26 protein-coding genes are annotated in these 25,354 nt (G+C 50.6%); 21 read left to right on the forward strand and 5 right to left on the reverse strand.

The annotated features are described in order from the left end of the window. Positions 1-153: 153 nt before the first annotated feature. From nadX to ACTL32_RS10595, 4 genes are all read left to right on the forward strand, one after another. Entirely contained in the window at positions 154-933 is a 780-nt protein-coding gene (gene nadX, locus ACTL32_RS10580) for an aspartate dehydrogenase (RefSeq protein ID WP_441341442.1), read from the forward strand. A 25-nt stretch (positions 934-958) separates the two neighbouring features. Then, positions 959-1,399 carry a GNAT family N-acetyltransferase gene (locus ACTL32_RS10585; RefSeq protein WP_441341443.1) on the forward strand — a complete coding sequence of 147 codons (441 nt, stop codon included), beginning with the start codon at positions 959-961 and terminating at the stop codon, positions 1,397-1,399. Between the two features lie 124 nt (positions 1,400-1,523). Then, positions 1,524-1,685, forward strand: a complete 162-nt coding sequence (locus ACTL32_RS10590; RefSeq protein ID WP_204891909.1) for a hypothetical protein — start codon at positions 1,524-1,526, stop codon at positions 1,683-1,685. A 293-nt stretch (positions 1,686-1,978) separates the two neighbouring features. Beyond that, positions 1,979-3,484, forward strand: a complete 1,506-nt coding sequence (locus ACTL32_RS10595) for a phytoene desaturase family protein (RefSeq protein WP_441341444.1) — start codon at positions 1,979-1,981, stop codon at positions 3,482-3,484. Positions 3,485-3,539: 55 nt separating this feature from the next. Here ACTL32_RS10595 and ACTL32_RS10600 read toward each other — a convergent pair whose 3' ends face one another. Next, positions 3,540-4,118, reverse strand: coding sequence for a sugar O-acetyltransferase (locus tag ACTL32_RS10600; RefSeq protein ID WP_441341445.1), 579 nt, complete (start codon positions 4,116-4,118; stop codon positions 3,540-3,542). Between the two features lie 183 nt (positions 4,119-4,301). Here ACTL32_RS10600 and ACTL32_RS10605 point away from each other — a divergent pair, with 183 nt between their 5' ends. The 9 genes from ACTL32_RS10605 to ACTL32_RS10645 all read left to right on the forward strand — a co-directional run bounded on the left by ACTL32_RS10605 (position 4,302) and on the right by ACTL32_RS10645 (position 10,743). After that, the gene (locus ACTL32_RS10605) at positions 4,302-5,198 is read left to right on the forward strand and encodes a LysR family transcriptional regulator (protein WP_441341446.1); all 897 of its coding nucleotides are present in this window, start codon (positions 4,302-4,304) and stop codon (positions 5,196-5,198) included. Next, positions 5,198-5,404 (forward strand): hypothetical protein, encoded by a 207-nt coding sequence (locus ACTL32_RS10610; RefSeq protein WP_441341447.1) that lies wholly within the window; start codon positions 5,198-5,200, stop codon positions 5,402-5,404. Before ACTL32_RS10605 ends, ACTL32_RS10610 begins: the two co-directional genes overlap by 1 nt. After that, the gene (locus ACTL32_RS10615) at positions 5,397-6,542 is read left to right on the forward strand and encodes a GTP-binding protein (protein WP_441341448.1); all 1,146 of its coding nucleotides are present in this window, start codon (positions 5,397-5,399) and stop codon (positions 6,540-6,542) included. The genes ACTL32_RS10610 and ACTL32_RS10615 overlap by 8 nt, the downstream gene beginning before the upstream one ends. Continuing rightward, on the forward strand, positions 6,532-6,681 hold the full coding sequence (gene rpmG / locus ACTL32_RS10620) for a 50S ribosomal protein L33 (protein WP_441341449.1): 150 nt from the start codon (positions 6,532-6,534) through the stop codon (positions 6,679-6,681). The genes ACTL32_RS10615 and rpmG overlap by 11 nt, the downstream gene beginning before the upstream one ends. 55 nt (positions 6,682-6,736) lie before the next feature. Next, positions 6,737-7,006, forward strand: coding sequence for a 30S ribosomal protein S14 (gene rpsN / locus ACTL32_RS10625; RefSeq protein WP_441341450.1), 270 nt, complete (start codon positions 6,737-6,739; stop codon positions 7,004-7,006). 38 nt (positions 7,007-7,044) lie between these two features. Next, entirely contained in the window at positions 7,045-7,398 is a 354-nt protein-coding gene (locus ACTL32_RS10630; RefSeq protein WP_441341451.1) for a hypothetical protein, read from the forward strand. Positions 7,399-7,593: 195 nt separating this feature from the next. Next, positions 7,594-9,012: a YfcC family protein gene (locus tag ACTL32_RS10635; RefSeq protein WP_441341452.1), complete on the forward strand. Its 1,419-nt coding sequence runs from the start codon at positions 7,594-7,596 to the stop codon at positions 9,010-9,012. A gap of 110 nt (positions 9,013-9,122) precedes the next feature. After that, positions 9,123-9,671, forward strand: a complete 549-nt coding sequence (locus ACTL32_RS10640; RefSeq protein WP_441341453.1) for a sigma-70 family RNA polymerase sigma factor — start codon at positions 9,123-9,125, stop codon at positions 9,669-9,671. After that, positions 9,646-10,743, forward strand: coding sequence for a DUF4179 domain-containing protein (locus ACTL32_RS10645; RefSeq protein WP_441341454.1), 1,098 nt, complete (start codon positions 9,646-9,648; stop codon positions 10,741-10,743). The genes ACTL32_RS10640 and ACTL32_RS10645 overlap by 26 nt, the downstream gene beginning before the upstream one ends. Positions 10,744-10,819: 76 nt before the next feature. Here the strand turns inward: ACTL32_RS10645 and ACTL32_RS10650 are convergent, their stop codons facing one another. Next, complete coding sequence (locus ACTL32_RS10650; protein WP_441341455.1) at positions 10,820-11,209, reverse strand: DUF2892 domain-containing protein; 390 nt, start codon at positions 11,207-11,209, stop codon at positions 10,820-10,822. A 264-nt stretch (positions 11,210-11,473) separates the two neighbouring features. On the opposite strand from ACTL32_RS10650, the gene ACTL32_RS10655 reads away from it, so the two are divergent. Both ACTL32_RS10655 and ACTL32_RS10660 read left to right on the forward strand, forming a co-directional pair. Next, the gene (locus ACTL32_RS10655) at positions 11,474-15,244 is read left to right on the forward strand and encodes an AAA domain-containing protein (protein ID WP_441341456.1); all 3,771 of its coding nucleotides are present in this window, start codon (positions 11,474-11,476) and stop codon (positions 15,242-15,244) included. A 4-nt stretch (positions 15,245-15,248) separates the two neighbouring features. After that, positions 15,249-16,004: a hypothetical protein gene (locus tag ACTL32_RS10660; RefSeq protein ID WP_441341457.1), complete on the forward strand. Its 756-nt coding sequence runs from the start codon at positions 15,249-15,251 to the stop codon at positions 16,002-16,004. Between the two features lie 354 nt (positions 16,005-16,358). On the opposite strand, the gene ACTL32_RS10665 is transcribed toward ACTL32_RS10660, so the two are convergent. Further along, the gene (locus ACTL32_RS10665) at positions 16,359-16,841 is read right to left on the reverse strand and encodes an SRPBCC family protein (protein ID WP_441341458.1); all 483 of its coding nucleotides are present in this window, start codon (positions 16,839-16,841) and stop codon (positions 16,359-16,361) included. 179 nt (positions 16,842-17,020) lie between these two features. On the opposite strand from ACTL32_RS10665, the gene ACTL32_RS10670 reads away from it, so the two are divergent. Next, complete coding sequence (locus tag ACTL32_RS10670) at positions 17,021-17,500, forward strand: UPF0158 family protein (protein ID WP_441341459.1); 480 nt, start codon at positions 17,021-17,023, stop codon at positions 17,498-17,500. A gap of 141 nt (positions 17,501-17,641) precedes the next feature. On the opposite strand, the gene ACTL32_RS10675 is transcribed toward ACTL32_RS10670, so the two are convergent. After that, positions 17,642-18,931, reverse strand: a complete 1,290-nt coding sequence (locus tag ACTL32_RS10675) for an aminotransferase class V-fold PLP-dependent enzyme (protein WP_441341460.1) — start codon at positions 18,929-18,931, stop codon at positions 17,642-17,644. Positions 18,932-18,958: 27 nt separating this feature from the next. Next, positions 18,959-20,224: a dicarboxylate/amino acid:cation symporter gene (locus tag ACTL32_RS10680; protein WP_441341461.1), complete on the reverse strand. Its 1,266-nt coding sequence runs from the start codon at positions 20,222-20,224 to the stop codon at positions 18,959-18,961. 128 nt (positions 20,225-20,352) lie between these two features. Here ACTL32_RS10680 and ACTL32_RS10685 point away from each other — a divergent pair, with 128 nt between their 5' ends. The 5 genes from ACTL32_RS10685 to ACTL32_RS10705 all read left to right on the forward strand — a co-directional run bounded on the left by ACTL32_RS10685 (position 20,353) and on the right by ACTL32_RS10705 (position 24,803). Then, positions 20,353-21,255: a LysR family transcriptional regulator gene (locus ACTL32_RS10685; RefSeq protein ID WP_441341462.1), complete on the forward strand. Its 903-nt coding sequence runs from the start codon at positions 20,353-20,355 to the stop codon at positions 21,253-21,255. A gap of 116 nt (positions 21,256-21,371) precedes the next feature. After that, positions 21,372-21,581, forward strand: coding sequence for a hypothetical protein (locus ACTL32_RS10690; RefSeq protein WP_441341463.1), 210 nt, complete (start codon positions 21,372-21,374; stop codon positions 21,579-21,581). Between the two features lie 55 nt (positions 21,582-21,636). Beyond that, a complete protein-coding gene (locus tag ACTL32_RS10695) occupies positions 21,637-22,230 on the forward strand; it encodes a hypothetical protein (RefSeq protein ID WP_441341464.1) in 594 nt (197 codons plus the stop codon). 247 nt (positions 22,231-22,477) lie between these two features. Next, complete coding sequence (gene dcuS, locus ACTL32_RS10700) at positions 22,478-24,094, forward strand: DcuS/MalK family sensor histidine kinase (RefSeq protein ID WP_441341465.1); 1,617 nt, start codon at positions 22,478-22,480, stop codon at positions 24,092-24,094. Next, positions 24,087-24,803: a response regulator gene (locus ACTL32_RS10705; RefSeq protein WP_441341466.1), complete on the forward strand. Its 717-nt coding sequence runs from the start codon at positions 24,087-24,089 to the stop codon at positions 24,801-24,803. The genes dcuS and ACTL32_RS10705 overlap by 8 nt, the downstream gene beginning before the upstream one ends. Positions 24,804-25,354: the final 551 nt, after the last annotated feature.

Raw genomic sequence — 25,354 nt, forward strand, 5'->3', positions numbered from 1 at the left:
GTACAAAAAACACCTGCAATTCCATCCCCCGGAATTGCAGGTGTTTCTCGTTTAATGGAACAACTCATAGCTGTTTTATTGCTTGGAGATAGCTTACAATTTATTTAAAGAAGACAATATTCCATGAATATCGGATAGAAGAGGAGGCCGACCATGAACATTGGAATCATCGGAACAGGCAATATCGCGTCGTTTTTATTGGAACAGGTGAATAAGAACCATCTGGCAAATGGGAAGGTGACCGCGATTTTCGGCCGCAACGTGATTGTTGGCGAGCGATTGAAAACCCATTTTGGCGTCGAGTTTTACACGGACATCCAAGACTTTTTGGAGACGCCGCTCGACATCGTAGTGGAAGCTTCGACGGTGGAAGCGGCCGGGCTTTATCTCGGAGATGTGGCGGCAAACAACATCGATCTTGTCGTCAGCAGCATCGGCGTCTTCAAGGACGCGGCGTTCCTTGACGAAATCAAAAGCCTGGCGGAGGAGGGCGGCTCGCACATCTTCCTCCCGTCCGGTGCGATTGGCGGACTGGATCTTTTGCAGTCGGCGAAAGCGGCCGGCGGGCTGGAGAAAGTCCGGATCACCACGCGGAAATCCCCTGCATCGCTCGGGATCGAAGCGGACAGCGAAAAGGTGATCTTCGAAGGGTCGGCATTTGACGCGGTCGAACGGTTCCCGAAAAACGTCAACGTGGCGCTGGTATTGGCGCTTGCCGGAATCGGCGTCGAGGAAACGCGGGTGCGCATCATCGTCGATCCGGCCGTTGAGCGGAACACCCACACGATCGAAGCGGAAGGGATTTTCGGGAACATGCGCCTTGAGGTCGAAAACAACTCGATGCCGGACAACCCGAAGACAAGCCTGCTCGCAGCCCTCAGCATTCTGGCGGTGCTGCAGAACAAGGACCGTGCGCTGCGGATCGGCAACTAAACGCAAACGAATGAGAGGTGGAGCCATGGAAATCAAACGAGCGACAGAAAGCGATTTGGCAAAATGCACCGAGACGTTCACCCAGGTTTTCAATGAAGCACCTTGGAATGATCGGTGGGTGCAGGAGACAGCCGCTCGATATCTGCTGGACTTTTTTCGCACGCCTGGATTCACAGGGATGCTAGCGACAGAAAATGGGGAAGTCCTAGGTTTTTTGTTCGGAGCGAAACGCACCTGGTGGAGCGGAGATGAATTTTTCATCAATGAAATGTGCGTCCGGGGAGACCGGCAGAACCGAGGCATCGGCACAGCCTTGCTTGAACGGCTGGTGAAGGAACTCGGTGCGGACGACGTCACGCATCTATCACTTTTGACGGACCGCGGGATCCCGGCTGAGGAATTCTATCGGAGGAACGGGTTCAGTGAAATCGACCGGCTAGTGTTCATGACCAGAGGGCTGGAATAGACACTCTATCTGCTTATTAAGGTCTTCCGGAGGGACGTCCTTTTAGACAATGCGCCCTGAACGCGTTATGCTTGCGGGAGTTCGCCTGTCCGCTAAAGCCAGGCAGAACGGAAGGATGATTGGAATGGCATTTCTCGACAAGCTGAACGCATTGAAAGACAAGACGCTGACACACTGGGAAGAAAACAAGGACGACTACAAGGAAAAAGCGGCAACCTATAAAGATCAAGCCATGGAAATGAAAGACGAAGTGGCGAACAAGATCAAAGAGAAGACAAAAAAATAAACGATGCAGCCGGGCGGACTTCGCCCGGCTTTTTTTGTGGGAAAGCGGCGGGGATTCTTGCTCTGTGTTAGTAATTCTTTTCCTTCTACTAATAGTATATAATTATTATACAAATGCTATGCGAGAAAAGTTTTAAGAAGCAGCGAGAAGGGGAATTAAGAACCTAAACAGGTTTTATTCAGCTGGATTTCCGGCACATAGGCAAGCTGGACTTTGAATGGAAGCAGGAAATGAAGCGGCCGTTCACGAAAGGGATGGAATGAAAATAAATTGGGGAAGAAGGCGTTTTGTTTATGAAGAATCCTAGAAAATCCGTGCTCGTAATCGGCGGCGGCCTCGGCGGCTTGTCGGCTGCGATCTCCCTCGCCCAAAAAGGGTACGCGGTTTCGATATATGAAAAGAATGACCATATCGGCGGGAAAGTGAACCGCCTGGAGCAGGACGGCTTCGGCTTCGACCTCGGCCCGTCCATTTTGACGATGCCGCATGTGTTCGAGAAATTGTTCCAGGGCAGCGGCAAGCGCATGAGCGATTATATCCCGACGCAGCGCCTTGAACGCGAATGGCGCTCGTTCTTTCCGGACGGCACGGTGCTGGATCTCTACCATGACCTTCACTTGATGGAACGCGCGAATCCATCGCTGTCGAAAAAAGACATCAAAGAGTATTACGCGTTCTTGAAGTATGCGAAAAAGCTCTACCAGACGACGGAAGACGGCTATTTGGCGGAGGGCTTCGAGACGCCGAAAGAGGCAGTGGCGATCCACGGCGTGCGTGCGACGCTGACTGGGTTCGATTTGGCCTCGACGATGTACAGCGCGATTGAGAAGCGCATCTCCAATCCGCATCTGCGCGACATGATCGCGTATTTCATCAAATACGTGGGCTCGTCGCCGTACAACGCGCCTGCCGTGCTCAATATGATGGTATATATGCAGCATGCGCAAGGCTGCTGGTACGTGCCGGGGGGCATCAACAAACTGGCGGAAGGCCTGACAAAGCTCGCTAAAGAAGAAGGCGTCGAGATCCACACCGGCATGGGCGTGATCCGCGCGTACACAGACGAAGCCAAAGGCATCAACGGCGTCGAACTGGAGGATGGTTCATTCCAAACGGCTGATTATTACGTGTCGAACATGGAAGTGATTCCGTTCTATAAAAAGATGGTCTATGCCGACAAGGAGTATGTCGGGAAGCTCGAGAAGACATTCGAACCGGCAAGTTCCGGCCTTGTGCTGCACCTTGGTGTGAAGAAGGAATACCCGTTCCTGAACCATCACAACTTCTTCTTCTCGGAGAACCTGCACGAACAGATGGAGAAAGTGTTCGAGAAACACGAACTGCCGGACGACCCGACAATCTACCTCGTCAATACCAATAAAACCGATCCCACCCAGGCGCCGCCTGGGCATGAGAACTTGAAGATCTTGCCGCACATCCCGTATATCCAGGACCACCCGTTCACGCCGGACGATTACCGGAAGTTCGAAGACCGCGTCATCGACAAGCTCGAGCGCATGGGCCTGACGGGGCTGCGCGAGAACATCGTAACGCGCGACGTCTGGACGCCGCACGACATCGAGCGCATCTACGGATCCGACCGCGGTGCAATCTACGGCACCGTATCCGACAAACGGAAAAACGGCGGCTTCAAGCATAAAAAGCAGAGCGAACTGTACGACAACCTGTATTTTGTCGGCGGCACGGTGAACCCGGGCGGCGGCATGCCGATGGTGACACTGAGCGGCCAGCAGGTGAGCGACAAGATCGTGCAGCGTGACGCGGCAGAAAAACGATAACCAAACAAATAGAAAAACCGATTCTCCTGTCTAGCAGGAGAATCGGTTTTTTTGTTCAGGCATCCTGATCGATGGTTTTGATCACTTTGGCGGGCACTCCGGCAGCTACACTGTCCGGAGGAATGTCTTTTGTGACAACAGCTCCTGCGGCAACGATGGAATTGTCGCCGATGGTCACACCGGGCAGTATGGTCGCGTTGGAGCCGATCCAGGCATTCTCACCGATCACGACGGGCTGTGCGTAAGTCGTGCTGCGGGTTTTCAACGGGAGGCCGTGGTTGAGTGTGGCAATCGCGACGTTCATGCCGATCTGGGCGCCGTCGCCGATCCGGATGCCCCCGCGGTCTTGGAACGAGCAGCCCGTATTAAGAAATACGTTCTTCCCGATGGTGATGTTTTTGCCGAAGTCTGTGTAAAAAGGAGGGAAGCACATGAACGACGGGTCCACCTCCTGGCCAGTCAGTTCGCTGAAAAGAGCCGTAATTTCTTCTTTTGTGTGAAAGGACGTATTCAGTTCCATGGTCACTTTTTGTGCATCGAAACTGCATTGGACCAGCAGGCCGTGCAATTCCGTGTCATCTCCGGATATCGAATTTCCTTGCCGGCAAAACTCGATGAATTCATTCATGTTCATGGCATGACGCCGCCTTTCTGATGGTTGGTTTCCGGCCAGACATCTGGTGCCGTCCGGTCGGATGGCTATTCGCTGAATGATTTGTCTTTTCGGCTTTATTATAGAATGGTAAGATTCAGAAAGCGAATGCCTATATCAAATAGACCAACATGCCTTTTGGGCATATACAAGGGGAGGGGTTCGATGGACATTCGGGTGCTGCGCTATTTCATCGCAGTGGCAAATGAAGAAACCATTTCCGCCGCGGCCAAACGGCTCCATTTAACGCAGCCGACGCTATCCCGGCAATTGAAAGAGCTGGAAACCGAATTGGGGATCACGCTGTTTGTCCGGGGCAAGCGGAAAATTTCGCTGACGGAAGAAGGGCTGTTCCTGCTGAAAAAAGCGAGAGAGATCGTCGAATTGGCGGATAAAGCCGAAGCCGATTTAAAGCGTCCAAAAGAGGCCATCGGCGGCGATATCCATATTGGAGCGGGAGAGACGCACGCCATGCAGCTGATCGCCAAAGCTTCCCGGAAATTGGCGGCGCGCCATCCGGATATCCGCTTCCATCTCTACAGCGGAAATGCAGACGACATTGCCGAGAAATTGGACAAGGGGCTGCTGGATTTTGGGGTAGTCATTGAACCGGCTGACAAGCGGAAATACGATTACTTAAAACTGCCCGCTGCAGACGTCTGGGGGGTGCTGATGCGAAAAGATAGTCCGCTGGCCGACAAGCCGTCCATCAAGCCGGCCGACCTGGTTGGTCAACCGCTGCTAATTTCTCGCCAGACTGCAGTAGGCAATGAAATCAGCGGATGGTTCGGCCGGGATGCCGGGGAATTGAACATCACGGCCACGTACAACCTGCTATACAACGCGGCCTGGTTTGTGGAGGAGAACGTCGGCTATGCGCTGTGCATTGACAAACTGATCAACACTTCAGGAACTAGCAATTTCTGCTTCCGGCCGCTGGAGCCGAAGCTGGAAGCAAACTTGAATATCGTCTGGAAAAAACACCAGGCGTTCTCAAGCGCCGCCCGTGCGTTTCTGGACCAAGTGCGCGAAGAAATAGCAAGAGCCGATGGGGCAGGCTGATGCCGCTGACGGAAAAGAGAGAAGCTTTTCGCAAAGCTTCTTTTTTTCATGCCCAAAAGCTCCTGGCCAATAAAAGAAGGGAGAGTTCTGGTAAAAATTTTATAGAAGTACTTGCAGTTTCTTGGATAAACTTATATGCTATAAAACGTAATGATTACTATTTGCAGTTTTATTGTGCAACCGAAAGGAGTTGGGTGGATGGATAACAGGATTCCGGTGACCGTGCTGAGCGGCTATCTGGGCGCCGGCAAGACGACGTTACTTAACAATATCTTACATAACCGGGACGGGCTGAAAGTGGCGGTCATCGTGAACGACATGAGCGAAGTGAACATCGATGCTTCACTGGTGGAACAGGGAGGTTTTTCGCGGACGGAGGAGAAGCTCGTGGAGATGCAGAACGGCTGCATCTGCTGCACGCTGAGGGAGGATCTGATCGTGGAAGTGGAGAAGCTGGCGAAGCTTGGCTCGATCGATTACATCGTCATCGAATCGTCCGGCATCAGCGAACCGGTTCCGGTCGCCCAGACGTTTTCATACGGCGATGCGGAATTGGCGATCGATTTGCCGGACCTATGCCGCTTGGATACGATGGTGACTGTGGTGGATGCTGCCAGGTTCTGGGCCGATTTTTCCTCCGGGGATACGCTGCTTGACCGGAAAGAAGCCGCCGCGGCAGATGATGTACGCGAAATCGCAGACCTGCTGATCGACCAGATCGAGTTTGCGGACGTCCTGGTCGTCAACAAGCTCGACCTGATCAGCGCGGAAAAGGGCGAAAAGCTGAAAGCGGTGCTTCGGCGCTTGAATCCGGATGCCCGGATTATCGGCACCCGGTATTCAAAAATCGATCCAAACGAAGTGCTGAACACGAACCGCTTCAATCTCGAGCGGGCGAGCCAAAGTGCAGGGTGGATCAAGGAATTGAACGAGGAACACGTGCCCGAGACAGAAGAATATGGCATCGGCTCATTCGTCTTCCGGAGCCAAAGGCCGTTCCACCCTCAGCGGCTGATGGAATGGATCATGGAATGGCCGGTGGAAGTGGTCCGCGCGAAAGGCTTTTTATGGATCGCCACGCGCGACGACGCAGCTGCCCTTTTATCCCAGGCAGGGCCTTCGCTCAGCATCGAGCAAGCGGGGATGTGGGACACGGAGTATGGCCTGAAGATGACGGAACTCGTGCTGATCGGCATCGGCATGGACCAACAGATGATAACAGAAGAACTGGAACGCTGTGTCTTGACCGAAGAAGAAATGGGAATGGAATGGCAGGAGTTTCCTGATCCATTGCCGGCATTCTACGCAGAAACGGAAGGAGGCGACATGGACCATGCGCATTAACATCACCCTCGCCTGCACTGAAACGGGCGACCGCAATTACGCGACAACTAAGAACAAACGCAACAACCCGGAGCGGATCGAATTGAAGAAATACTGCCCGCGACTCCAGAAAGTCACGCTGCACCGCGAAACGAAGTAAAAATTTTTACGCATTTGTAAAACGTAACGATTACACATTAGGAGGAGAAGTACCGATGGCCAAGAAATCTAAAGTCGCAAAAGACTTAAAACAGCAGGAATTGGTGGCCCGCTACGCAGCGGTTCGCCAGGAGCTGAAAGATAAAGGGGATTACGAGTCGCTGAACAAGCTGCCGCGGAATTCTTCGCCAACGCGCTTGAAGAACCGCTGCCAAGTGACCGGCCGCCCGCGCGGCTTCATGCGCAAATTTAAGATGTCGCGCATTGCGTTCCGGGAACTAGCCCATAAAGGACAATTGCCTGGAATTAAAAAAGCAAGCTGGTAAAATAGAAGTATAAGAGCAGTGGACAAGGGGGAAAAGCGATGAACGAAGGATTGTTGGACTTTTTGCGGAAGAGCGAAGTGAAACGGCTTCCGGAAGATAAAAGGAAACTATACGAATTCATCACGGAGGCCGAAAATGCTTTGGCGGATAAGGCGACGACCGTCGATGAATTCTTTAGCCTCGTCTTGGCGGATTCCCCCGTCAACTCGGCGATGGCCCGTTTTGGATTGCCGTACCTTGAAATTGTGATGAAACTTATGGAAATCGAAGAAGAACTGCATATCCGAATCGAACAGCGTGCCCAGCGCGTGAAATGGATCGATTTCAGCGGAAATGCCGACTCGCGTTCGGACGGAGAAGGGCAGAAGCAGCTGTTTCTGTTCATTCACTGATCCGCAGGTGCATCTTCTGCTTTTTTTAAAATTGTGCCCGGAACTTCCTTACCGATACACCGCCCTCTCAATTTCTAGTTTTGAGAAGGCGGTGTTTTTTAGTCATGCAGCAATTCAGAGCAGACAGGGGTAAAAGAAAGGCTGTTCCCATCTATGTTACAATAATTGAGACAAATCAGAAAAGGGAGGGATTGGGTGGTTAGCCAAAACCATACTGCCGAACCGAAAAAGAAGAAGAAAATGAAAGTACCGCACATTTTCGTAATTTTATTCCTGATGATTGCGGTGGCCTCATTGGTCAGTTACATCATTCCTGCCGGCCAGTTTGAGCGGGTGGCGAATGAAAGCGGCGCTGAAGTGATTCAGCCGGGAACATTTGAATACATAGAAGCTTCTCCAGTTACATTCCTCGAGTTTATGTTTGCGATTCCGGACGGGTTTATCCAGACCGCGGAAATCATTTTCGGAATCATCATGATCGGCGGGATGTTCGCCGTCATTGAACGGACCGGCGTCATCTCCCTGGCCGTCAACAAGCTGGCCAGCAAATTTTCCGATAAAGGGCTATGGATCATTCCGACGCTAATGATCCCGTTTGCGTTGTTCACGACATTCACGGGACAAGTGGAAATGTCCCTGATTTATTTGCCAGCGATTCTGCCGCTCGTGCTGAAACTCGGGTTTGATAAAATCACCGCGACAGCAATTGTGCTGGTGTCGACGATTGCCGGCTTTACGCTGGCGTTGGCGATTCCGGCCAACCTCGGCGTAGCGCAGGAAATCGCCGAGCTGCCCTTGTACTCCGGCATGTGGTACCGCATCATTCTTTTGGCGATCGTTTTGACGATCGGAATGGCTTATGTCTGGCGCTATGCCAGGAAAGTGCAGCGGAATCCGGAACTGAGCATTGTCTTCGATAAAGAGGATGCGCAACCGGAAATGGAAGAAATGAAAGCAGTGAAAGCGACAAAACGCCAGATGTGGACGGCACTGACGTTATTGGTGGCGTTCGGCGTCCTGTTGTTCGGCTTGCTGAATTACGGCTGGTACTTCCGTGAGCTGACCGGGCTCTACGCGTTGATTGGTGTAACGGCAGGCCTCGTAGCCGGCTTAAAGCCTTCCGAAATAGCGGATGCCTTCAATGAAGGATTCAAGAAAATCCTGCTCGGGGCGATCGTCGTCGGGATTGCGCGCGGTATCGCGGTGGTTCTTGATGCTGGAGATATTATGGATACAATCATTTACGCACTGGGTGAACTGGTGAATATCATGCCGGATTCGTTGACGGCAGTATTTATGCTCATTGTCCAGGCGGCGCTGAACTTCCTGATTCCGTCCGGAAGCGGGCAGGCGATGGTGACGATGCCGATCATGACAGGGCTTTCCGATATCAGCGGAGTGACGCGGCAGACAGCCGTGTTGGCCTTTTTGATGGGAGACGGCTTCACCAATATTTTCTACCCGACATCCGGTTACTTCATGGCGACGCTTGCTGTCGGCGGTGTCCGTTGGGAAAAATGGCTGAAATTCATCTTCCCGCTATTGATCGTGTGGTATGCAATTGCCGCAACCGCCCTGATTATTGCGCAGTTTATTGATTATGGACCGTTGTAAGAAAAGCCTCCTTTAATTAGGAGGTTTTTTTGTTTCAGCCATTTCCTGAAAAATAAACGAAACGTTTCGAGAGGCTGCCGTCTCTAATAAATAAAGGGAGGATGAGGTGGATGCAGCATGATGAGGAAAAGATTGCAGCGGCGATCCGGGGCGACCGGCTGGCGCTCCAGCAATTATTAAAAGCGGAAAAAGAGAAATTGTACCGCATGGCATTTACATACGTGAAAAACGAAGAAGACGCCCTGGAGATTTTCCAGCAGACGGTTCTTCAAGCCATCGAATCGGTGCACCAAGTGAAAGAGCCGGCGTTCTTTTCTACGTGGCTGACACGGATCTGCATCAATAAAGCATTGGCAGTGATAAAGAGAAACAAGAAATTGGTTGTAATGAACGAAGTGGAGGAACAGAGCGCCGAACAGGACGCTTCCGCGGATATTGCCCAGCAGCTCGATGTGGCAAACGCGCTGGGTTTATTGCCCGAGAAGTACAAGACAGCTTTGATGCTCAGGTTTTACCAGGATTATACGGTGAAGCAGATCGCCGAAGTCATGGATTGTCCCGAAGGAACCGTGAAGACGATGATCCACCGGGGGCTGGGATTGCTGAAAAAAGGCTTGAAGGGAGTGTATGCAGATGAATGGCAACGAGATTTCAATTAAGAAAGCGATGGAGCAGATAGAAGTGCCGGATGAGCGCTTGAACATGATCATTGAAGATGCATTTTTGGAAACCGCTCCGCCTAAAATCAAGAAGCGGCGCAACTGGCTTCTCCCGGCTGCTGCGGCAGCCGTTCTGGCCGTAGGCATTTCGACAGCGGCCCTCACCGCTTCTCCGGCACTTGCGAAATATATGGCTGAACTGCCGGTCATCGGCAACGTGTTCTCAATCTTCGCGGAAGAAGAGGAAGGGCTCCTGCAATACGAGCGCTTCAGTGAAGAAGTGGGGCTGTCGCAAACGAGCAACGGCATCACGATTTCAATTGACCAGGCGGTGTACGATGGCACCAATGTGACGTTCACCTATACCGTCACTGCGAAAGAGGAATTGGATGATTCGGCGCATGTGACGGGGATCCCTCAATTGCTTGAAGCAGACGGACCGAATGCATCGATGACGTGGGAAGTGATTGACGGCCAAATTGCCGGCATGAGTGCAATCACGCATGTCAGCAAAGACACAGCCCAGGTCAACGTGCTGTGGGAACCGGAAAGCCTTGCCACCGAAGAAGGAGAGATCAAGGGTGACTGGAAATTTGCGTTTGCCGTGGATCAGCTGACCAAAGAACCGATTCCCTTGGACGAAAAAGTCACAGAAAGCGGCGTGACGGTTCATTTTACGGAAGTGACGTTTACAGGTATTGCGGTGAACATCGCCTACCAGCAACTGGTCGATCCGGCCTTGCTTGAAGAATGGGAGCATGTAGAAGCGGAATTGATTGCCAAGGACAATTTGGGGCATGTCTACAAAGTCCCTTATAACGGAGGAACCGCATACGGAGGGGCTCGGACGCGGGAGGACCTTTTCTGGACAGCGACCATGAGAGGGTTGGACCCGACGGCCACTTCGCTGACGTTTTATCCGATTGCTACACTGAGCCGGATGATTGACGGCAAAGACCCGGCGTCGGAGAGGATTGCGTTTGACGCACTGGAAATCGACATCATCGAAGGGACGTACAAGATCGTCGAAAGCTCTGCGGTGCCGAAATTGCCGGAAGAAGAGGAAAAATAGAAGAAAAGCAAAATCCGCTGCAGAAAATCTGTAGCGGATTTTGCCGTAGGGACGGTTCATCGAAACAGCGTTCACGTCACAGCAATTCCTGCAGCGCTTCTTTTTCCTGGTTGATTTCTTCCGTCGTCCTCATACCCATGCGGCGGATGACTGAAAGCGGCGGGCACCAGCCCTGGATGGCGTGCTGCAGCAGGAACGTGTCGACCACGCCGGAAAGGATGTTCCAGCGCTTGTTGACGGTGGCGCCGAGAACGCTGCCGACGATGATGAGCGTGCTGGCGTTGGCTTCCAAAACGCGTTCAGTGTCCCATTCCTGGTCCAATTCATCGATGCGCTGCTGGATTTCCGTCGGGCTCTTGCCGCGGTAATAGGCGATGCTTTCCTGGATGTCCTCCTGGAACTTCCGGTTGATGGGTTCTGGCGTCTGGTCTTGGACGCGCGACATCGTATCAGGTAAATTCGGCAATGGAATCAGCCTCCTTGAAATTTGTTGGTTGCCTATCAATTATCGCGCTCAAGGAGGGCTAAACATCGGATGCGCCATGCCGAATAAAACCTGTCATATGCGGATGGGTTTTTTGGATTAGTTTGTGGTTGGCACGGCTCAATCGGACGAAATGATGATATGATGAGATGTAAACAAATCGGATAGGCTTGACGAACGGCCATCCTTCTTCCGGCAGGAAACGGGCCGGAAAATGTCTTCAGTTCTACAGAACAGGTGATGGAAATGGCAATGGCAAAGACAGATACATATAGAACATCGTTACGAATGACAAACACCGCTTCAGAAAAAATGAGAGGGTTCGGCATCAGCGAACGCTCCTTTTTTAATGCGGCCGAACCGTTCCGGGTGTTCATGGAACGCTATCCCGCAAGTGCGGATGGCTCGCTTTCGGTTGCGCTCATTTTCGGAGGAACGGAAGCGGAACGCTTGGCGTCGAAGAAGCTGGACGGCTCGGTCGTCCTCCACTGCGTGTTCCAGAACCACCGTTTGCTGGTGACGAACGTGACGCTGCGGAAATCCTACGGGGCGCTCGGGACGAACTGGCAGCGTGAGGAACAGATTGTATTCAAGGATTCCCGCGAGCCGGCCCCTGTGGAGTTTGTCAATTTGATCAACCGGATGACGCCGGCGAAGGAAAAATCGGATTATGTGAAAAAGCGCATTTCAAGTTGGGAAGGCTACCTGAAGATCCAGGAACGCGGCATGGACATTCCGGACATCAAGACCGGCTACTCGAAACTTGCGTTCAGCCATGATTTCAGCCGCATCACGCTCACCGGCTGCCAAATGAAAGACACCGAATGGAAGTCGCTCAAGAACTTGAGCGTGCGGCTGACCGGAATTGACGGTGACGTCGGCACGGTCATCAAGGCGGCAAACCGGACAGTGGAGATCGAGCTGCAGAGCTATGCGGTCAAGCAGCTCCGGGAAAAAGGGCATGCGCTGGCGAAAAAAGAAGTGGTGTTCAGCAATTTCGCGGCGCTCAGCCAGATCCGGAGGCTGCGCCAAGGCATCACAAACCTTGAAAAAGGGCTTGCGGTGAATCCGAAGCTCGACCGCCTGTTATTCGAAGAGAAGCCGCCGGTCGCTGCGCTGCAGCCGCTGGAGAAACTGGCATTCCATAACCGGCTGAACGAATTCCAGCAGCGGGCGGTGTCAGGTGCTGTCGCCGCGGAAGACCTGTACGTCATCCAGGGTCCTCCAGGAACAGGGAAGACAACGGTTATTGCGGAAATCTGCCTGCAGAACGCGAAAAAGGGCTTGAAGACGCTTGTCGCATCGCAGTCGAATCTCGCGGTCGACAATGCGCTCGGGCGTTTATTGGCCCATAAGGATATCCGGATTTTGCGGGTCGGCCGGACGGAGAGCATCGAAGAGGAAGGCAAAAAGTTCATCGAGGAAAACGTCGGCCAGTATTGGAAAGACAACACCTTGAAGGAAATCTCTAGCCAGTACGAAGCGCGGAAAGCGCGTGCTGCAGGGCTTGAAGGGGAACTCTCGGGAACGGAACGGGCGTATGCTGAATTGCAGCCGGTCTTTGAACGGCTGGCGGAAGCTGTCGAAGAAAAAAAGGCGGCCGAAGAGAAGCGCCGGAATATCCAGGCGCTGCTTGAAAAAGATCAGCACAAGCTAACGGCATTCGAGTCCGTGAAAGCGGAAGCGGCTCTTGAAGGGGAAAGAATTGAACAGAAGCTGCAGGCGCTCGAGAGAGCGATCCAAAAAGATGCCGAGCTCTTCAACAGCAAAAGTGCCGAGTGGTTCCGCGATGAATTCCGGCGCATTTCAGCTGCAATCGGGCAGCTTGAAGAGGCGAAGCTTGCACGGACGCTTGCTGAAGAACTTTCCGGCATGGAGCAGGATATCTCAGCGACCTTGGACAAACGCCGAGAGGTCACTGCGGTGATCGAAGAGAAGAATACGCTGGTGGCAGGGATTGAAAGCATCAAAAAAGTGGACGGCCTGCTGCAGGTGATGGCAGAGCAGGAAATCGAGGAAGGGCCGGCAATCACGTATTCGCTCAACAAGCTTGACCTCATCCGAGACAAGATGACGGAATGGGAAAAGCTGCGGAAATACAATGAAAGCATCGCGTCCGCCATCGCATACGTAAAGGAACTGCTTGCGCCAACCGCGATTTCGGCTGATAAGGTGAAGCAAGATGCACTCACCAACCCAGGAGTGTTCACTTCTGCGGATGTGGACTTCTTCTTGGAACGGCTGAGAGGGGTATTGAAAAGTGCGCAGCGCAACGATCCGGCGGTCCTTGCCAAAGGACTCAGCGGCCTTTACAAGCGGCAGAACAACCTGTGGCAGCGCGGTGCGAAGCTGAAGTCGGCGGAAGAATACATCGAAGACTCCAAGCGCACATTCCAAGGCTTGCAAAAAGCGATGGCCGACAGCATCTTGAAACAGCAGCAGCATTACATCGAACTCGACCGCAAATGGCTTGCGGAACTCGAACGACTCGAAGGGGAACGGGATCCGCTCCAAACGCGGATCAGCGAGCTGAATGTCGCGTCCGGCTTGCCGGACGATTTGGAAGGGACGATCCGCGGCCATAAAGCGGATCTCGCGGAACTGCAAAAGGACAAGACGGCTTTTGAAGCGGCAGAAAAACGCGCAGCGGAGCTTAGTGCACAGGCGTCAGCGGAGCGAGAATCGTTCGCGAAGCACGAAGCAAGGGTGAACGAAATCAAAGCAGAGATGGCCGTCTTGCAAAATGCCATTAGGCTTCGGGACAAAGAGCTCGATGCGCTCTCCGAAATCCTGTCGTCCGACCCGGAAACGGCATACGAGGAAACGGCGAAACAGCTTGCGAGCCTTTCATTCACATTGGAATCGCTCAAACAGGAGCAGAAAAGTTTGCCGCTCCTGCAGTCGGTCCAGAAGAAATGGCTCCAGTTGCTGGACGGCGCGAACGACCACGACTTGGACGAAATCCGCAAACTGTACATTAAGCACGCAAACGTCATCGGCACGACATGCGTCGCTTCGGCGCGCAAGGATTTCATCGACAACTACCCGGAGTTCGACGTCGTCATCATCGACGAGGTGTCAAAAGCGACGCCGCCCGAACTCCTCTTGCCGATGCTCAAAGGCAAGAAAATCATCCTGGTCGGCGACCATCATCAGCTGCCGCCGCTTCTAGGGAACGATACGCTGGAAGAAACGCTTGAGGAAATGATCAAGGAAAACAGCGGCTTCGAGGAAAAGCGGGAGCTCGAGAAGCTATTGGAAGAATCGTTGTTCGAACGGCTTTACAAAAACCTGCCGGAAGCGAACAAGACGATGCTTGCGATCCAGTACCGCATGCACGCGGACATCATGGAGACGATTACGCCGTTCTACAAAGGCGAAAAGGTGCAATTGCAATGCGGGCTCCAGGATTCGGACCACGAGCGCGACCACTTGCTGGAATCCCGTTCGGTCACGCGCAGCAACCATTTGATGTGGCTCGATTTGCCGAACGAACCTGCGTATTTCGAAGAGCGGATGAGCGGCGGGAAGAGCTTGTTCAACCCGGCGGAACTCAAGGAGATCAGCGCGCTGCTCGTGGAAATGAACGAAGCCACTGCAGAAGCGAAAGCGGCCGGACGGATTCCGGCGGATGAATTGAAAAGCGTCGGTGTCATCTCGTTCTACGGCGAACAAGTGAAGCGCCTGCAGCGCATGATTGACCAGGAACTGCGCCTGCCGCATCTGACGATCCGCACCGGCACCGTCGACCGCTTCCAAGGAAGCGAAATGGAGGTCATCCTCCTCAGCATGGTGCGCAACAACGGAAACAGCCACGGCGACATCGGCTTTGCGAACGATTACCGCCGGCTGAACGTCGCGCTGTCGCGCGCCAAAGAACTATTGGTGCTGATCGGCAGCTCCGAGATGTTCACAGCGCGTGCGAAAAAAGAAGAGACGAAACGGATGTATCGGCACGTGCTGGACACTGTGAAACAGAAAAACGGCTTGAAAGCATTGGCAGGAAGCAGGGGGTGAGGGAATGGAGAAACTGAAGAGCGGACTGCGTGCGGGTTTATTGGAGAATCCGGATGTAGTGGTTCTGAAGGAGCAGACATGGCAGCTGCCGGTCGTCTTGTACGATGTCCGCTTTACCCGCGTCAAACGGCTGAAGATGGACATCCTGATGAAGATGCTGCTGTTGAGTTTTCAGGAAGCGGACATCCGCCGAGCCGCGGCACTCGCTGACATGCTGTTTGTAGAAGAGCTGTTCATCCGCGACCTGATCGACAAGATGCAGCGCACGGGCCTGATCGGGCTCGAGAAAAAGGGCTATAAGCCGACAGCGAAAGGCATGGATTATTTGGAGCGGGGTATCTTTGACGAAGAGATGGAAGAGGACTCCGCCCAGGCCACTTTCAGCGCTGTGCACGATGAATACCGTCTGGCCGGGGAAGACGTGGACATCGAAGCGGGCGACGGGCTTCCACCGTTCCGCTATGCCGTGAAAGGCAACCTGAACAAAGAGCGCATGCAAGGGATGCTCACCAAAGAGCTTGTGTATCCGCCCGAAGACAGCTTCCAAGTCATCGCTACCGGAATCGCCGGCTGCATCGAGCAGGAGACGCGCGCCGTCCCGTGCATCGAGTTCCAATTGTACGACGAAAAGCAGGACATCTTTTATGCCCGCGTCTGGAATGCCGAAAGCGGCAGCTGGGACGAAATTCTCGCGAAGCGGATCGAGGAACGCGAAGTGGTGTCGTGGCGCAAGGTGATGGAAGAGCAGATGGAAGCGTAAACTGTATATGTTGTACTAATGAAGAGAAGGTTTATATGCCGCTTCGACGCTTTGGGAAGAGCAAAGACGATTGTTTCTGCATCGCTTCGCTAGCTTCGAAACAGAAAAGGCATTGCTCCTGCGCAAGCTCGTCGCAAAAGAGGTGCCCAAAAACTTTTGTACACCTCTTTGGCTTTCGCAATGAGCCGAGAAGACCGCTCGTCTCATTGCTTCGCCCAGCCCTTGGACGCGCCGTCGCTATATATTTCAATATAAGCTGACAGCGTTACCCGGTTTTGTAGTGCTCCCTTAAATATGATACAAAAAGACAAAGAGCTTCCAGCGGTGAATCACACCTGCTGGAAGCTCTTTTGTTTACGACCTGTTTTCAAGAAAGTTCGCAAGATTCCCAAGCGAGGAATTCATGCCGTTGTCATGGTCTTCCTTCCGGATTCCCGGAGGAACGTTTTCAGAAACGATGGTGACCTTGGTGCCTTCCGGGACTTCTTCGAGGTACCATGTCTGTGTCATCTCACCGGCGAACGCTGGATCTTCGGAATCGAACACGCCAGCTGTCACGATTTTGGTGTCGGGCACCAGTTTAAGGAACATGCCGCGGGAAACGTCGGTATTGTCCGAAGTCTTTCCGACGTAAGAGGGATCGGCTTCGTAAGTGAGGGTGAGCTGATAAGTCCCGCCTTCGCGAGCGTCAAACTCGTCGATACGGGCCGACATCCCTTCCGGGGGGAGCCAGGAAACCAACGATTCCGGATCCATAAATGCCTGGTAGATGGCGCTTGGCGGAGCTTGGATCACCCTAGCAGCAGTGTCAATTCGGGTTTTTGGCGGATGGGACATGGTGGAAGACCTCCTCATTTATTTTTTATTTATATACCCTTTTTGACTGGAAAACCATTCGCTGCCCCATTAATTTATCGTATAACTCAAGCATTAAGATAGCAGGGTTACGAAATCTGCACATATACATTAAAATAAAACCAGAACCGCATTCATCACACGTATCGGAGGCGAAAACCATGAAGCTGATCGATGAGTTGGCTGACCAGTATTTGATACAGACGGAAGAATTCCAAAGCATGTTGAATGTGAAGACAGGAGAAATCATTTTCGAACCGAAAGATCCGTTTGAAGATGAATTCTACGATGAAGATGAAGACGATACCGAATACGACGACGAATTTGAAATGGACGAAGAAGTCGAAGCAGCGGACGACCTGATCATAATCCCGGAGTTCACTTCGCCGGAAGCCTATGAGGCAAGAGAAATGTATGCAAGACAATTGCCGGACACGAGCCAACGGAAAAAACTGCTGGAGTCGCTGCAACGAAAAAAACCGTTCCAGCAGTTCCGGAACCAATTGGATGCGCTGGACTTGACGGAAGACTGGTACAAGTTTGAACAGGAATTTGCCAAAGAGCGGATTGTGGAATGGCTGAAAGAGGAAGGGCTTTACGAGAAGATTGTGGAGCTTGAGAAGACGGACGGTAGTATGTAGCAACACTAGTAAAGGCAATAGTGAGTCAGGTTTTGCGTGTATTGGCTATTGGCTTAAATTGGAATAGCAATAGTCTGTCATAAAAATATTATGCCAATTAATGAAGGCAGCTGCTTCAGGATTCTGAAGCAGCTGCCCTTTTTATACGGTTATATTCGCCTCTGACAAAATGGTTTGAGTAACTGTCAGGAAAGTATCCACATCCTGTTTGGTGTGGCAATGGAGCGGTGATACCCGTACGATGGCATCGAGGCCGATCGCTTCTAGTATTCGCTTGGAGTAGTGGCTGGTCGACTCTCGGGCGTAGACGAGAATATTATGGTCACCATATTTTTTTACTGCTTTTGAGCAGGACATATTGTCGAATGTTAATGCCAAAATCAAATCCTGATTTATGTTATTGACTTGTTCAAAGTGAATAGTGACACCTGGTAAATTTTTAATTCCGGTTGCTTCTGTCGATCCGTTTATAAACCGGTGGAGGATTGCTTGTTCTTGTTGATGAATGCGCTCCATTCCTTCGACGATTAAGGTTCTACGGTCTTTTGAAGCATTATAATAGCTGCCGATGTCGCAAATATAGTTGATGATTTCTGTAAATCCTGCAAAATGTGCAGGAGTCGGGCTACCGACATGCCAATTGTCTGAAGCGGTCGCCAGCAGACGATGGTGCGGCAAAGAAGCGATGCGGTCAGAAAGATACGCAAAACCGATTCCGCGATTGCCGAACATTTTATAAGGTGCGATGTTCAGGGCGTCGATTTTCCAGTCTTCAACATCAATTACACCGTGGGGAGCCCCTTGAACCGCATCCACGACAATTACGGTGTCCGGATTCTTTTCTTTGATTTTTTTTGCGTATTCCTTAATATCATGCATAGCCCCAGTGATATTGGAAGTCAAAATAACAGACACAAGAACCGTCTGCTCATCGATCAGTTCCAAAATATTCGAAAGCGGAATGCTTCCTGACACCGGATCAGCTGCGGCAACACGCAATTCGTGCTGGTATTGTTCAGCAGCAAATTGGCATGCATCATAGGAAGATGGATGTTCAATCGCCGTAGTGACAAGGTTTCCTGCAGATGTTGATGCAGCAACCGCAGTGATGATTTCAAACATCAGCTTTGAAGCGGTCAGTGATGTAGCGATGGAGCCGCTTTGTGCATTCAAAAACAAGCGGATGTCTTCAGTTCCTTTATCAATCACATTCCGAATATCTAATGCGACGTCATGATTACGTTCCGGGCAATCCGGAAATGCAGAGTACTTTGTTTGAGCCTCTACTGCAGATTTTAATCGCAAAGAACCGCCAGCATTTTCAAAAAAAAGCCGCTGTGTACCGTAAACGTCCTGATTCAAAAAGTAGAACCGGCCGTTAAGCTGGTTTTGCAGGTCTGCAGGGAAAAAATCTGTATGGCGTTCTGACATTTGAAGCACGACCTTTCGATAAATTTATTAGAATACTTCTTCGCTTGACGTATCCACTTTTGGATTGTTCGAAGAGTTAAAAACTGCTTCGTTTAAATCGTTATTCTTTTTAGCAACTACAGTGGTGCCAGTCAAGTCACCTGCAATATTCAGCGTAGTATGCCCCATATCAATTACCGGCCAAATAGCTGCCAGGATCGGAATGATCAATAAAGGCATCCCTAATGCCTCAAGAAGGACGATGGACATGACAATCCCTGCACCCCGGACACCTGCTGCGCCAATAGACAAGACCAAGCCTAGTAAAACGAACTGAAGGATCATACCTAAAGTTATCGGGATGTTATATAGATTGGCCGCAAAAACCGAAATGACCCCGATTGCCACTGCGAAACCATCCATATTTGCTGTTGCTCCGAAAGGAATAGTGAAGCCGGATGTTTTTTGGCTAATGCCTAAATTATTTTTGGTAACTTGTAAAGAAACCGGGATTGTTGCTGTGCTGGTCGATGTAGTGAAGGCAAAAAGCATCGACGGATAAATGTTTTTGTAGAATTGAATCGGATTTAAGCCAGTCGTTACCTTTAAGATGATTGGATATACGATCAAGAGCACCAAGATCAATGCAATATAATCAGCAATGACAAATTTAATGACAGCTGATAGCATGTCTGATCCGAACGTTCCTACTAGACTTGCCAGCAAAGCCAAAATACCATAAGGAGCCAATTGAATGATAAAGCTCGTCAGCTTGAGCATGATATTGGCACTTTCATTTACGAATTTCGTAACGGTCGGCACATTGTGTTCGCCAAGTGTAATCATTACTAAACCAATAAATACTGTGAACAAGATGATCGGAAGCATCTCCATATTTGCAAGAGACTGAAAAATATTTGTTGGAATCCAAGTCAAGAAATGATCAACAAAGCTAAACTCGGCTGCTTCGACTGTCTCTCCATGAGCCAATAAAGATTGAAGCCCTTTTCCGGGTTGTAGAACGAGAGCCACAAGCACCCCGATAGATGTGGCGATAAAGCTCGTTAATATGAGATAAAGTAAAAATCCGCCTCCGATTTTACCTACCGACTTGGCGTCTTTCATTTTTAGGATGCCTGCTAGAACAGACGTGACAACCAATGGAATAATAAGCATTTTCAAGAGATTTATAAATAACGTTCCTACAGGTTCAAGATATTTTGCGTTTTCTCCCAATAAAAAACCTAAAGCGATACCAATTAATCCCCCGATTGCGATTTGCGTGTACAACGGCAAATTGAACCACCATTTCATAATGCTTCCCCCTTTGTAAGAAAATTAAGAAATAACTTACTACTGTCAGTATAAAGACCACTTTATATAGTGTAAAATTAAATTTATTAGTATTAAATATAAGTAAAATCGATATTAGAGGTGAACAAGTGAATTACATTCAGATAGAATCTTTTCTTACAATTATCCGTTTGGGGAGTTTGTCGAAAGCGGCTGAACAATTGTATGTCTCCCAATCGACGATCAGTCAAAGACTTTATTCTATTGAAAAAGAATATGAAGTGGTTTTGTTGAACCGAGAGAAAGGGGTTAAAAGTGTGACGCTGACCCATGAAGGGGAGCGGTTTTATCAACTTGCCCTGAGATTTGAAGCCCTGTATCTAGAAACGAAAAATCTAAAGTCAACGAGCGGGGAGGCGACGATTAGTATAGGTGCAGTAGACAGTGTTCATAATTATGTCCTCAAAGATATTTATTCAGTAGTATTTCATCAAATACCAGACATCAGATTGGCAATCCATACACATCAGTCCAATGAGATTTACTATCTGATTGATCAAAACAGCATTGACATCGGGTTTTCCCTGCAAGACCGAATCTTGAAAAACGTCAAAGTGCAGAAATTATTTGAAGAACAGATGGTTATGATTCAGAAGAAGAAAATTGAGTCAACTACATACGAAATTGATAACAGTCTATTAAGTCCAGAGCAGCAGCTCTTTATTAATTGGGGAATGGATTATCAAATTTGGCATGAAAAGCATTGGGGACCGACGAGCAACACCTTCATTCAAATAGACACTGCAAAAATGCTGAAAGATTTTCTGGAAGAGGATGAAATGTGGGCGATTGTTCCAGTCTCAATTGCCAGAGACTTTCACAAGCAAGGATTAGTAGATGTATTTACATTAACGGATCCGCCGCCGAGCCGTTCCTGTTTTCAGGTTGAGAAAGAAGGTATTAATAGCAGAGTGAAACAAGTTAGCGAGTTGATCCTAAAGTCCAAACCGAAAATTGATGAGATTGTCAGGCCTTGGGAAGTATTGGTTTAAGATAGGAAGCCTAGATTGTTTTAGTCCTAGAAATATTACTTTCAATAACTTTTCGAACAATACTGCGACTACAAATATATTAAAAAGAGCATTTGTAAAAATAGGAGGGAAAATAAATGGCGACTTATAAAGACATACAGGCGTATATCAAGAAGGAAAATGGTTACACAGCGAAATCTTGTTGGATTGCCCATATGAAAGAAGTACATGGACTAAATCCCAGAATTTCTCCGAGAAGAATTTCGAGGCACAATAGAGTGCATCCCTGTCCTGAAAGTAAACAATCGGATATTCTAGCTGCATTTAAACATTTTGAAATGGTATAACCAAAGCGGAGTAATGAGATTAATATATTTATTTGCTAAGAAGATGACTTGAGAAATGAAGAAAACCGGAGAAGAACCTTTCATTTCCGCAAACGGAACTGCTGAAGTTAAGCTTTTGGAGTTCTGGCAATGGAATCAATCCGATCTGCTGAACAATGCGCTGCGAGGGATGGTTGCGGAGTTCATTGTTGGAAAAGCTTTGGGCGCGGTGGATGGTGTGCGCTTGGAGTGGGATGCTTATGATCTGGTTACAGCGGACGGGATTAAAGTCGAGGTTAAGTCTGCTGCTTATATTCAGTCTTGGGCACAAACAAAACACTCGGCGATCCAATTCAGTATCAGACCGGCCATGTCGTGGGAAGCAAGCACCAATACATACGCGACGGAAATGGGACGGAGTGCGGATGTATATGTGTTCTGTTTATTGAAAGAGCAGGACCGCACATTGGTGAATCCCCTGAACCTCGAACAGTGGGAATTTTATGTGCTGGCTTCCGGACAAATCAACCGGGAAAAAGGCAGCCAGAAATCCATCGGCTTGAACGGCTTGTTGAAGATGCAGCCGATCGTTACGGAATTCGAGGGGATTAAAGAAGCGGTTCTAACGTGCAGAAGAAATGAACTTCTTTCTTCGAAGCGGAATTTGTAAATCCTGAACCGTCCTGGCTTAAATCGGTTTGCCGCTGGATTAATTAAAGCTATTCGCTGCTGGAACGTCTCGTGCTGAACGCACGGGACGTTTTTTTATTGCCAAAATTCTTAGCGGATAAAAGGCATATTCCGAGCAGTTTCTGCCAATGAAGGGACCATCCGCTTCTATACATCAGCCAAATTATCAAGTAAACTTTCCCGGTAGAAGTTTTTAGCATTTATCCTAACCTGCATTACAGAACGAGGTGGCAACGATTTCTAAACGGTTTAAATTGAGTACGATTATCGTGTTTTTTGTATGTTTGGTTGTGCTCGTATCCTTGATCATCACGAACCTGCTCATTACGGATACAGCAAGCAGCAATATCGAGGGACAGTTGGAAGATAAAGCGGTCAATATATCCCTGACAGCGGCCGAGTCCCAAGTGATCCGGAACGGATTGCAGGACAGGGGCGATGAAGGTGCAATCCAGGACTACGCAATGGCGATCCAGAAGGCTACGGATGTTTTATTTGTCGTAGCTATGGACATGGAAGGCATCCGGAAATCCCATCCGAATGCCGAACTGATCGGAGAGGCGTTTGTCGGCGGGGACGAGAAGCGGGTGCTCCGGGGCGAAGCATATACGTCGAGGTCAGAAGGGACACTCGGGGAGTCCGTGCGGTCGTTCACGCCGGTCTTCGACCAGGATCAAAACCAGATTGGCGCAGTGGCGGTGGGCATTTCCCTGCAGGAAGTCGAAGCGGCCGTCGAGGAGAACCAGAAAAAGATCCTGATCGGCTCGCTGATTGGGTTGCTGGTCGGGATTCTCGGCGCTTTCTGGTTGGCGCGCTACATCAAGAACAGCCTGTTCGGGTTGGAGCCTTACGAGATTGCGCGCATCCACGAAGAGCGGAACCAAATGCTCCACTCGGCTTACGAGGGGATCATTGCGATCGACAAGGAGTCCAACATCGTGCTGGCCAATAAATCCGCCAGGCAGCTTTTGCAGAAAGCGGGCCTAAGGGGCCGGGAGCCAGTCGGCATGCCGATCCGTGAAATTCTGCCGGGCGCTACGCTGGACCGTGTGCTGGAAAAGAAAAAGACGGTGCTAGACGAAGAGCAGGACCTCAACGGTTTATCGATCATTTCCAATCAGGTTCCGCTATTGGTGAACGATGGCGTCATCGGCGCAATGGTCACCTTCCGCGACAAGACAGAGCTGAACCGGCTGGCCGAGCAGCTGACCGGCGTAGAGATGTATGCGGAGACGCTGCGCGCGCAGTCCCATGAATTCATGAACCAGCTCCATGTCGTGCTCGGCATGATTAAATTGGAGGAGTATGAGCAAGTGGCCGGCTTTATCGCGAAGCTCGTCGACCATCAGGCCCATGAAGTCGGAACGATTGCGCACCATCTCAAAGATGCGGTGTTTGCCGGTTTTATGATCGGCAAAATCAGCTATGCCAGGGAAGCGCATGTCGAGCTGTCAGTGGGCTGTGAAACAGAAATTCCGAAGCCCAAGAATCCGGAAGTGACCCATGAACTGATAACGATTGCCGGCAATGTCATCGACAACGCGATTGACAATGTCGCTGGAAGAGGAAGCGGGCGCATCCAGGCTTCGTTTTCCTATATTGATGACTTGCTGACGATGAGCATAATGGATAATGGGACGGGCATCCCGGAAGAACAGCAGGACGCCATTTTCACAAAAGGGGTTTCGAACAAGTCGGGCCATGACAGAGGATACGGGCTTTACTTGGTGAAAATGGCTGTGGAAAAGCTCGGCGGCTCGGTTGAAGTACACTCGGAGCCGAATAAAGGCTCGACATTTGAAGTTATAATTCCTTATGAAGCAGGAGGTGACGGCGATGATTAAAGTGATGATCGTGGAGGACGACCCGATGGTGGCGGTGCTGAACCGGCAATACGTCGAAAAAGTCGAAGGCTTTGTACTCAGCGGCCTTGCAGAGAATGCGGAAAGCGCTATGGCGTTCCTGGCTGAAACGGATGTCGATTTAATCTTGCTCGACATCCACATGCCGGGAAAGGGCGGCATGGAGTTATTGAGATGGATCCGGGAACGAAAACAGGACCTGGATGTCATCCTGATCACAGCCGCTTCCGAAATCGCTCAAATCCAGCAGGCGTTGCGCCTTGGGGCAGCAGACTATTTGATCAAGCCGTTTGAATTCAGCCGCTTCCAAGAAGCGCTGCTCCAGTACAAAAATAATTATGACAAATTCAATCAGGACAAACGGGTCAGCCAGCAGGAACTGGACCGTCTGCTCCGGAGAAAAAGTGCAGCAGTGGCCGAGCTGCCGAAAGTCCAGGCAGTGCCGAAAGGGCTGACGAAAACGACCCTTCAAACTATCAATGAAGTGATTTTGATGAACCGGGAAAGAACATTCTCGACAGAAGAGCTGGCAAAAGCCGTCAGTATTTCCCGGGTATCGGTGAGGAAGTATTTGAAATTCCTGACCGAAATCGGCTATCTCGAAGAAGACCTGATCTACGGCGTCGGCCGCCCGATCTACCAATACCGCCTGGATCCGGCAGGCTCACACCGCCTCGATCCGTATATATGACAAGCAGCCCATGCAGTTGCTTCAGACTGAAGACAAAGTCTGCTTATGATGAATAGAGAAGTATAAGCCCGACCGGGCTGGCCACTTCGCTTTCCGTGGGCTCGGCTTCAGTCTCCTCGTCACTGAAAAACCATGCTCCTGCATCGCTGCGCTAGCTTCGTCGCAAAGACTTGGCAGGCCAAGTCTTTCCTGCGGGGCCTTCAGCTCGAGTCGCTTCGCTGCTCCCACAGGAGTCTCCGTGGCCAGCCCAGTCGGTAGCATCACCTATATCTAAAAAAGGGTTAAGACGCTTACCCTGCTTTGTGTAGCTAGGTCCAAGCCGCTGGCTTTAGATCCGGAACGGAAGGCGGCGACTCCTGCGGGATAGCGAAGTGCCGAAATCCACTCGGACGCCAGTCCGAGTTAGTTCGGTGCGAGCCCGCGGAACGCGTCCGCCTGAAGTGGAGGATCCAGCACCGTTTCCGTTCGGTTTAGTCATTTAATTGAAAAATAATTATTCTTTTGTCTAAAAGTTCAAGCAGCCCATGCGGCTGCTTTTTTTAATTACAATA

Origin of the sequence: Planococcus sp. FY231025, assembly GCF_052078085.1 — a bacterium.
Classification (GTDB): Bacteria; Bacillota; Bacilli; order Bacillales_A; family Planococcaceae; genus Planococcus.

Coding starts and splice junctions, on each gene's coding strand:
- nadX (WP_441341442.1), top strand. CDS start 154: ATGAACATTGGAATCATCGGAACAGGCAATATCGCGTCGTTTTTATTG.
- ACTL32_RS10585 (WP_441341443.1), top strand. CDS start 959: ATGGAAATCAAACGAGCGACAGAAAGCGATTTGGCAAAATGCACCGAG.
- ACTL32_RS10590 (WP_204891909.1), top strand. CDS start 1,524: ATGGCATTTCTCGACAAGCTGAACGCATTGAAAGACAAGACGCTGACA.
- ACTL32_RS10595 (WP_441341444.1), top strand. CDS start 1,979: ATGAAGAATCCTAGAAAATCCGTGCTCGTAATCGGCGGCGGCCTCGGC.
- ACTL32_RS10600 (WP_441341445.1), bottom strand. CDS start 4,118: ATGAACATGAATGAATTCATCGAGTTTTGCCGGCAAGGAAATTCGATA.
- ACTL32_RS10605 (WP_441341446.1), top strand. CDS start 4,302: ATGGACATTCGGGTGCTGCGCTATTTCATCGCAGTGGCAAATGAAGAA.
- ACTL32_RS10610 (WP_441341447.1), top strand. CDS start 5,198: ATGCCGCTGACGGAAAAGAGAGAAGCTTTTCGCAAAGCTTCTTTTTTT.
- ACTL32_RS10615 (WP_441341448.1), top strand. CDS start 5,397: ATGGATAACAGGATTCCGGTGACCGTGCTGAGCGGCTATCTGGGCGCC.
- rpmG (WP_441341449.1), top strand. CDS start 6,532: ATGCGCATTAACATCACCCTCGCCTGCACTGAAACGGGCGACCGCAAT.
- rpsN (WP_441341450.1), top strand. CDS start 6,737: ATGGCCAAGAAATCTAAAGTCGCAAAAGACTTAAAACAGCAGGAATTG.
- ACTL32_RS10630 (WP_441341451.1), top strand. CDS start 7,045: ATGAACGAAGGATTGTTGGACTTTTTGCGGAAGAGCGAAGTGAAACGG.
- ACTL32_RS10640 (WP_441341453.1), top strand. CDS start 9,123: ATGCAGCATGATGAGGAAAAGATTGCAGCGGCGATCCGGGGCGACCGG.
- ACTL32_RS10645 (WP_441341454.1), top strand. CDS start 9,646: ATGAATGGCAACGAGATTTCAATTAAGAAAGCGATGGAGCAGATAGAA.
- ACTL32_RS10655 (WP_441341456.1), top strand. CDS start 11,474: ATGGCAATGGCAAAGACAGATACATATAGAACATCGTTACGAATGACA.
- ACTL32_RS10660 (WP_441341457.1), top strand. CDS start 15,249: ATGGAGAAACTGAAGAGCGGACTGCGTGCGGGTTTATTGGAGAATCCG.
- ACTL32_RS10665 (WP_441341458.1), bottom strand. CDS start 16,841: ATGTCCCATCCGCCAAAAACCCGAATTGACACTGCTGCTAGGGTGATC.
- ACTL32_RS10670 (WP_441341459.1), top strand. CDS start 17,021: ATGAAGCTGATCGATGAGTTGGCTGACCAGTATTTGATACAGACGGAA.
- ACTL32_RS10675 (WP_441341460.1), bottom strand. CDS start 18,931: ATGTCAGAACGCCATACAGATTTTTTCCCTGCAGACCTGCAAAACCAG.
- ACTL32_RS10680 (WP_441341461.1), bottom strand. CDS start 20,224: ATGAAATGGTGGTTCAATTTGCCGTTGTACACGCAAATCGCAATCGGG.
- ACTL32_RS10690 (WP_441341463.1), top strand. CDS start 21,372: ATGGCGACTTATAAAGACATACAGGCGTATATCAAGAAGGAAAATGGT.
- ACTL32_RS10695 (WP_441341464.1), top strand. CDS start 21,637: ATGAAGAAAACCGGAGAAGAACCTTTCATTTCCGCAAACGGAACTGCT.
- ACTL32_RS10705 (WP_441341466.1), top strand. CDS start 24,087: ATGATTAAAGTGATGATCGTGGAGGACGACCCGATGGTGGCGGTGCTG.